Genomic DNA, 7,371 nt, shown 5'->3' with positions numbered 1-7,371 from the left:
GAAGTTCTTGGCGCCGTCACGGCCCTGGCCGATCTTGTTGTCGCCGTAGCTGAACCAGCTGCCGGACTTCTTGACGATGTCGTGCTCGACGGCCATGTCCAGGACGCAGCCGGCGCGGCTGACGCCCTCGCCGAACATGAGATCGAACTCGCAGACCCGGAAGGGGGGACTGACCTTGTTCTTGACGATCTTGGCCTTGACCCGGTTGCCGATCTCGACGCCGTCCTTCTTGAGGGTCTCGATGCGGCGCACCTCGATGCGCACGCTCGAGTAGAAGCGCAGGGCGCGGCCGCCAGTGGTCACCTCGGGGTTCCCGAACATGACGCCGACCTTCTCGCGCAGCTGGTTGATGAAGATGACGACGGTGTTGCTCTTGCCGATGGTCGCCGTCAGCTTGCGCAGGGCCTGGCTCATCAGGCGGGCCTGCAGGCCCACGTGGCTGTCGCCCATCTCGCCCTCGATCTCGGCCTTGGGCACCAGGGCCGCCACCGAGTCCACGACGATGATGTCCACCGCGCACGACTTGACCAGGGCGTCCGCGATCTCGAGCGCCTGCTCGCCCGTGTCGGGCTGCGAGACCAGCAGGTTGTCGATGTCCACCCCGAGGCGACGGGCGTACTGGGGATCCAGGGCGTGCTCGGCGTCGATGAAGGCCGCGACCCCGCCCGACTTCTGGACCTCGGCGACGACCGTGAGGCTCACCGTCGTCTTGCCGCCCGACTCGGGGCCGTAGATCTCGACGACGCGGCCCTTGGGCAGGCCGCCCACCCCGAGCGCGATGTCCACGGGCAGGATGCCGGTCGAGACGACGCCCACATTGAGGCGAGAGTTGTCCCCGAGCTTCATGATGGAGCCCTTGCCGAACTGCTTCTCGATGCCGGCGAGGGCGAGATCGAGGGCCTTTCGCTTCTCGGAGGACATCTCCTTGGCGCTGTTCTTGGGGACCACCGTCGCTACTTCTTTGGCCATGCTGGTGCGCTCTCCTTTATGGAACGTCGGGAATGCTGCTGGCAGCACGACGGCATGACCGTCGTTCGCTCCCAGGGGATACGCACCAGGTTATCGAATTCTTGTTCTACAGTCAAGCACATATGTTCGAGAAATTTTCGAACCCCTCCGCGCTCGAGGCTCGCCCTACTCGATGTACTCGATCATGCGGCGCTCGGACATCTCGTGCTTGAGCTTGGCCAGCGCCTTGCCCTCGATCTGCCGCACCCGCTCGCGGGTGACGCCGAAGATCCGGCCAATCTCCTCGAGGGTGTGGACGTTGCCGTCCGCGATGCCGAAGCGCAGCTCGACGACCTGGCGCTCCCGGTCCGAGAGGCTCGCGAGCAGCGTGCGGATCTCCTCTTGCAGGAGCAGCGACGCCACCGCCGTGGCGGGGCCCGGCGCCTCCCGGTCGATGATGAAGTCGCCCAGCCGGCTGTCCTCTTCCTTGCCGATCGGGGTCTCGAGCGAGATCGTGTCCTTCACGATCTTCTTGATGTCGGCGATCTTCTCGACCGTCACGTTCGCCTCGGCGGCGATCTCCTCGTCGGTCGGCTTGCGGCCGAGGCGCTGGGTCAGGCGCTGCGAGATGGCGCGCAGGCGATTGATCGTCTCGACCAGGTGAACGGGAATGCGGATGGTGCGGGCCTTGTCCGCCAGCGCCCGGGTGATGGCCTGCCGGATCCACCAGGTCGCGTAGGTCGAGAACTTGTAGCCGCGGGTGTAGTCGAACTTCTCGACCGCGCGAATGAGGCCCAGGTTTCCCTCCTGGATCAGATCGAGGAAGGACAGCCCGCGCCCCAGGTACTTCTTGGCGACGCTCACCACCAATCGCAAATTCGCCTCGATCATCCTGCCGCGCGCCCTTCGCCCCTCCTCGCCGGGCTCGCCCATGGCCCGGGCGATCCGCAGCTCCTCGTCGCCCTTGAGCAGCGGGATCGCCCCGATCGCCTTGAGGTAGGCGTGGACCGGGTCGGAGATCGGCACGGCCTTCTCCTGCTTGGCCTGCTCGGGGGGATGAGGCTCCTCCTCGTGCGGCTCCTCCTCGTCGAGGAAGCTCACGCGAAGGCCGACATCGTCCTGCTGGGGAGGATGCTCCAGCTCGTCGAGCTCGCCTGCCTGGGGACCCGCGACATCGCTCAGCAGCTCATGCAAGAGCCGGGTCTCGTGGGTGTCATGGTCCTGCATCGCTCCCACCTTCCTGTGTGCGCTGGGGTCCGACGCATGGCATGGGGCGAATTTGCGGCATGCCTGGCCAGTTCGAGGGCTGGCCACGCCCCATATGGTAATGCGAGATGCGAATAAGGCAAGCAGCGAGTGAGCGTCACGATCGGCTCGCCTCGGTCACTTCAATTCGAGCAAGCGAGGCGATCGCGCCTCACAGCAAGGAATGCGGCTCGACGTCGATCGCAAGGCGCAGGCCCTGAGGGCGCTCCAGCTGCCGCACGGCCTCGCGCAGGGCGTTGCGGGCGTACGCCAGATCCGGCGTCTTGATCAGCACCTGGACGCGGTAGCGGCCGCGCAGCTGGAAGATCGGGGCTTCCGCGGGCCCCAGCGCCATCAGCTCGGGGAAGGCGAGCAGGCGATCCGCGAGGGCCTCGCCGACCTTCCAGACGACACCCGCCTCCTCGGCGCTCACCACCACGTTGATCAGGTGCTGGAAGGGCGGGTAGCGCAGCTCCTCGCGCTCGGCGATCTCGCGGCCGTAGAAGGCGGCGAAGTCGTGGGCCTGGGCGGCGCGCACGCTGGGATGGTCGGGGGCGTAGGTCTGGACGATGACCCTGCCGGGGATCTCGCCGCGCCCCGCGCGCCCCGCCACCTGGGTCAGGAGCTGGAAGGATCGCTCGGCCGCGCGGAAGTCCGGGAGGTTGAGGGAGGCGTCCGCCGCCATGACCCCGACGAGGGAGACTCGCTGAAGGTCGAGGCCCTTGGCGACCATCTGGGTGCCGATGAGCACGTCGGCGTCGCCCGCGGCGAAGGCGCCCAGGATGCGCTGGTGGGAGCCCTTGCGGGTGGTCGTGTCCCGGTCGAGACGGATGATCCGCGCCTCGGGCAAGAGGGCGGCGGCCGCCTCGGCCACCTGCTGGGTGCCCGCGCCGAAGTGCTTGATGTAGGGGCTCTTGCAGCTCGGACAGCGCTCGGGAGGGGCGGCGTGGTGGTCGCAGTAGTGGCAGCGCAGGGCCTCGCCCGCCTTGTGGTAGGTCAGCGACACCGAGCAGTTGGGACACCGCACCGGCTCCCCGCAGCTGCGACACATGACGAACGAGGAGTAGCCGCGCCGGTTGATGAGCAGGATGGCCTGCTCGCCTCGCCCCAGGTGCTCGTGGAGCGCGGCGGTGAGCGAGCGGCTGAAGATGGAGCGGTGGCCCGCCTCGAGCTCGGCGCGCATGTCCACCACCTCGACCGGCGGCAGGGCTCGCTCGTTCACCCGGCAGCTGAGCGTGAGCAGGCGATAGTCGCCCCGCTCGGCCCGGTGGTACGACTCGACCGAGGGGGTTGCGCTGCCGAGCACCACCCGGGCGCCCTCGAAGGCGGCGCGCTGGAGGGCCACGTCGCGGGCGTGGTAGCGCGGGGCGTTGTCCTGCTTGTAGGAGCCCTCGTGCTCCTCGTCGAGGATGACGAGGCCCAGCCTGGAAAGCGGCGCGAAGACGGCCGAGCGCGCCCCGATCCCCACCTGGGCGTCCCCGTTGCGCAGGCGCTGCCACTCGTCGAAGCGCTCCCCCTCGCCGAGGGCACTGTGAAGGACGGCGATGCGATCGCCGAAGCGCGCCCTGAAGCGCGCGACGGTCTGGGGGGTCAGGGCGATCTCGGGCACCAGCACCAGCGCCTGCTCGCGCCGCGCCAGGGTATCGGCGATGGTGCGAAGGTAGACCTCGGTCTTGCCGCTGCCGGTGACCCCGTGCAGCAGGAAGACCTCGCCCGGCTCCCCGGCCTGGATCGCCGCGATCGCTTCGGCCTGCTCGGCGGTGGGCTCGAGCACGGTGCCGAGCGCGGCGTTCGGCAGCTCAGGCGCGCGCCAGATCCGCTGGGAGGCGATCGCGATCGCCCCCTTGGCCTCGAGGGCCCGCAAGAGCCCGGGAGTGGTCTGGGCCGCGCGCACCAGATCCGCGAGGGTCATCTGGCCGCCTGCGCCGGTGAGGACGCCGACCACCTGCATCTGGCGCTTGGAGAGATCGCTGCTCAGGCCGTCCTGAAGCGTCACCACCAGCTGGGTCTTCTCCTTGACCGCGCCGTTGAGGGTGCCGCGCGGCAGGGCCATCTGGTAGACCTGGGCGACGGTGCAGAGGTAGTAGTCCGCGACCCACTGGAACAATCGCTGGAGGGCGGGCGGCACGACCGTGTCGCCCAGCAGCTCGCGGATCTCGCGCGCCGGTCCCTCGGGGGCCCGCGCCGGGTAGGCGACCACGTACCCGCTCACGCGCTGGCGCGGCCCGAAGGGCACCACGACCGCGCTGCCGACCCTTACCCTCTCGCGCATGGCTCCGGGCACCCGGTAGGTGTAGGGCCGCTGCTGCGCCAGGGGGATCGAGTCGATCAGGACGTCCGCGTAGACGTCGCTCGGCGGATTCGGCTGAGGCTCCATGGGATCAGGGGCGGTTCAGGCGGTCGGCGACCACGTCCAGGATGCGCCCGGCGACCACCGCCTTGGGGGCCCGCTCCACCTCGAGGACGACGCCCGAGGCGTCGAGGACGCTCACGGCATTGGCGTCGGACTCGAAGCCGATGTCCGCGCGCGACACGTCGTTGGCGACGATGAGATCCAGGCCCTTGCGCGCGAGCTTGCCGGCCGCGTAGCCCAGCACGTCGTCGGTCTCGGCGGCGAAGCCGACCACCAGCTGGTCGGCGCGCTTGCGCGGCGCGAGCCGCGTGAGCACGTCCACCGTGGGCACGAGCTCGATGACGAGGCGATCGCTCGTCTTCTTGATCTTGGAGGGGGCGGCCTCGATCGGGCGGTAATCCGCGACGGCGGCGGCCATCACCAGCACGTCCGCCGCCTCGAAGCGCTGCTCGACCGCGCTCAGCAGCTCGGAGGCGGTCGCGACGCTCACGACCTCGACGCCTGCCGGCGCGCCCAAGCGCGCGGTGGTCACCAGGGTGACCTCGGCGCCTCGCTCTTGCGCGGCCTGGGCGATCGCATGGCCCATCTTGCCGCTGGATCGGTTGCCCACGTAGCGCACCGGATCGATGGGCTCGCGGGTGCCGCCCGCCGTCACCAGAACCCGGCGGCCCGCAAGGGACTCCCCACGCCGCAGGGCGGCTTCGAGGGCCTCGGCGATGTCCTCGACCGTCGCGAGCTTGCCCGCCCCCACGTCGCCGCAGGCGAGCTCACCCGCGCCCTGCGGCGCGATCACCTGCACGCCTCGCGCGAGCAGCGTCTCGCGGTTCGCGCGCGTCGCGGGGTGCTCCCACATGGCGGTGTTCATCGCGGGGGCGACCAGAAGGGGGCAGCGCAGCGCGAGCAGGGTCGTCGAGAGCAGGTCGTCGGCGATGCCGTGGGCGAGCTTCGCGAGGCCGTTTGCCGAGGCCGGCACCACCGCCGCGAGGTCCACGCCCTTGACCAGGTCGATGTGCTCGACCTGCCAGTCCTGGCCGAGGGCGAACTGGTCGAGGTGGACCCGGTGGCGGGACATGGTCTGGAAGGTCAGGGGCGTGACGAAGCGGGTCGCGTTCTCGGTCATGACGACGCGAACCTCCCAGCCGCGCTTGCGCAGCAGGGAGGTCAGCTCGACGGCTTTATAGACGGCGATCCCGCCCGAGACTCCGAGGAGCAGGACGGGCATGGCGTTAACCTTCTTGGCCGCCTTCGGTGGCCTTGCCCTCGTGGACCATCTCCTGGATGGCCAGGGGGATGGGCTTGTTGACCTCGATGCTGCCGTCGCGCTGGATGTCGTCCTTGAGGTGCTTGGCGCGGCGGGCGACGTCGAGGACCAGCTCGTACTTGTTGTCGCAGGAGGCCAGGAGTTCGCTGTGCATGATGGGACCTTTCTGAGTGAGCGGCGGGCGCCCGGGCTAGTGCGAGAGGTGCCGGCTGACGCGGCACCGTTCGGCGGAGATGATCGCCTGAAGCTTGTCGGCGGCCTTGGCGAGGTCGTCGTTGACCACCTGATAATCGTAGAGCGGAAGGAAGTTGAGTTCGTCCACCGCGACCGAAAGGCGCTGGCGGATGGCCTCGGCCGCCTCGGTCTGGCGCTTGACCAGACGCGCCTCCAGCTCCTCCATGGTGGGCGGCAGCAGGAAGACGTAGACCCCGTGGGGCCAGCGCTCCTTGACCTGGATCGCGCCCTTGACGTCGATCTCGAGGATCACGTCCTGGCCGTTGCGGATCTGCTCCTCGACGTAGGCGCGGGGCGTGCCGTAGTAGAGGCCGCTGACGAACTGGGCGTACTCGAGCAGCTCGCCCTTCTCGACCATCTCCTGGAACTGCTCCTCGGTACGGAAGAAGTAGTGCTTGCCTTCTTCCTCGCCCTGGCGCGGCGCGCGGGTCGTCACCGAGACCGAGAGGTTGAGACCGGGCGTCTGGGCGCTGAGGGCCTTGACCAGGGTCCCCTTGCCGACGCCCGAGGGGCCGGAGATCACGATGAGCATGCCCTCGCGCTTGCGGTTGGCGTGGCGCTGGGCTTCGTCGCGTGCGTTGGTCCGCGTCATTTCCACTTTCGGAAGTTTCCTTGCTGCTGAGCGGCTGATGGGAGGCCGTCCCGATGCGAGAGACCACATGAAGAATGCCTCATCTTACACCAGACCCGGCGCTCTGAGCAAGAAAGCGGCGCCTCCATGGCATCGGCCGGCGGGGATGCCGCCGGCCGAACGCGAGGGGATGGATGAGGCGAGAAGCCTCGCCCGTTTTAGAACGACTTGCTCTTGAGCTCCGTGGACGTGGTGGCATCGCCGCCGGTGGTGATCTTCACGATGCCCACGCCCTTGGCAATCCACATGTAGCTGGTGGCGCCGCTGTCGGCGTAGCTGGTCTTGACGGCATCCTTGAACTCGCCGGCAGGAACCGTAATGGTCTCGGTCTTCTCGTACTTGGCGCCCGAGCTCGCGCCGCTCGGACCCTTCTTGCTCATGGTCGTGGTCGACTCGGTGATGGCCGTCTCGCCGACCTTGCCGGTCGTCACGACGGTCGCGACGCCATCCTTGAGCGCGGTGACCTTCATGGTCATCTCGCCCTCGCCGGTGCCGGCGCCGGTCGTGACCGTCATCTTGTAGGTCCAGCTCATGTCCTGCTTGAAGTCGGGGAAGTAGGACTGCCAGAAGTCTTCCTTCAGCTCCGCGCCCGCGGTGGTGGGGAGGGTGTAGGGGGCGGGGCAGGCCGTCAGCGAGAGGGTGCCGAAGGTGAGAGCGGCAGCGAAGAGGCCGCGAAGCATGAGCTTGTTCATGGCGGTG

7 protein-coding genes are annotated in these 7,371 nt (G+C 68.7%); all 7 read right to left on the bottom strand.

The window, feature by feature from the left end; all coding sequences use genetic code 11:
• On the bottom strand, positions 1-969 hold a 969-nt coding region (gene recA, locus V6D00_04555), incomplete at its 3' end, for a recombinase RecA (protein HEY9898432.1).
• A gap of 165 nt (positions 970-1,134) precedes the next feature.
• On the bottom strand, positions 1,135-2,175 hold the full coding sequence (gene rpoD, locus V6D00_04550; protein HEY9898431.1) for an RNA polymerase sigma factor RpoD: 1,041 nt from the start codon (positions 2,173-2,175) through the stop codon (positions 1,135-1,137).
• Positions 2,176-2,365: 190 nt separating this feature from the next.
• The gene (gene priA / locus V6D00_04545; GenBank protein HEY9898430.1) at positions 2,366-4,570 is read right to left on the bottom strand and encodes a primosomal protein N'; all 2,205 of its coding nucleotides are present in this window, start codon (positions 4,568-4,570) and stop codon (positions 2,366-2,368) included.
• A gap of 4 nt (positions 4,571-4,574) precedes the next feature.
• Positions 4,575-5,768, bottom strand: a complete 1,194-nt coding sequence (gene coaBC / locus V6D00_04540) for a bifunctional phosphopantothenoylcysteine decarboxylase/phosphopantothenate--cysteine ligase CoaBC (protein ID HEY9898429.1) — start codon at positions 5,766-5,768, stop codon at positions 4,575-4,577.
• 4 nt (positions 5,769-5,772) lie between these two features.
• Positions 5,773-5,961: a DNA-directed RNA polymerase subunit omega gene (locus V6D00_04535; GenBank protein ID HEY9898428.1), complete on the bottom strand. Its 189-nt coding sequence runs from the start codon at positions 5,959-5,961 to the stop codon at positions 5,773-5,775.
• 36 nt (positions 5,962-5,997) lie between these two features.
• Positions 5,998-6,633: a guanylate kinase gene (gmk, locus tag V6D00_04530; GenBank protein ID HEY9898427.1), complete on the bottom strand. Its 636-nt coding sequence runs from the start codon at positions 6,631-6,633 to the stop codon at positions 5,998-6,000.
• Between the two features lie 197 nt (positions 6,634-6,830).
• Positions 6,831-7,371, bottom strand: a 541-nt coding sequence (locus tag V6D00_04525) for a hypothetical protein (GenBank protein ID HEY9898426.1), incomplete at its 5' end; no start/stop codon positions are given.

Source organism: Pantanalinema sp. (genome assembly GCA_036704125.1).
Classification (GTDB): Bacteria; Cyanobacteriota; Sericytochromatia; order S15B-MN24; family UBA4093; genus JAGIBK01.
The sequence above is the reverse complement of the archived record's forward strand: the minus strand, read 5'-3'. Positions and strand labels throughout refer to the sequence as shown.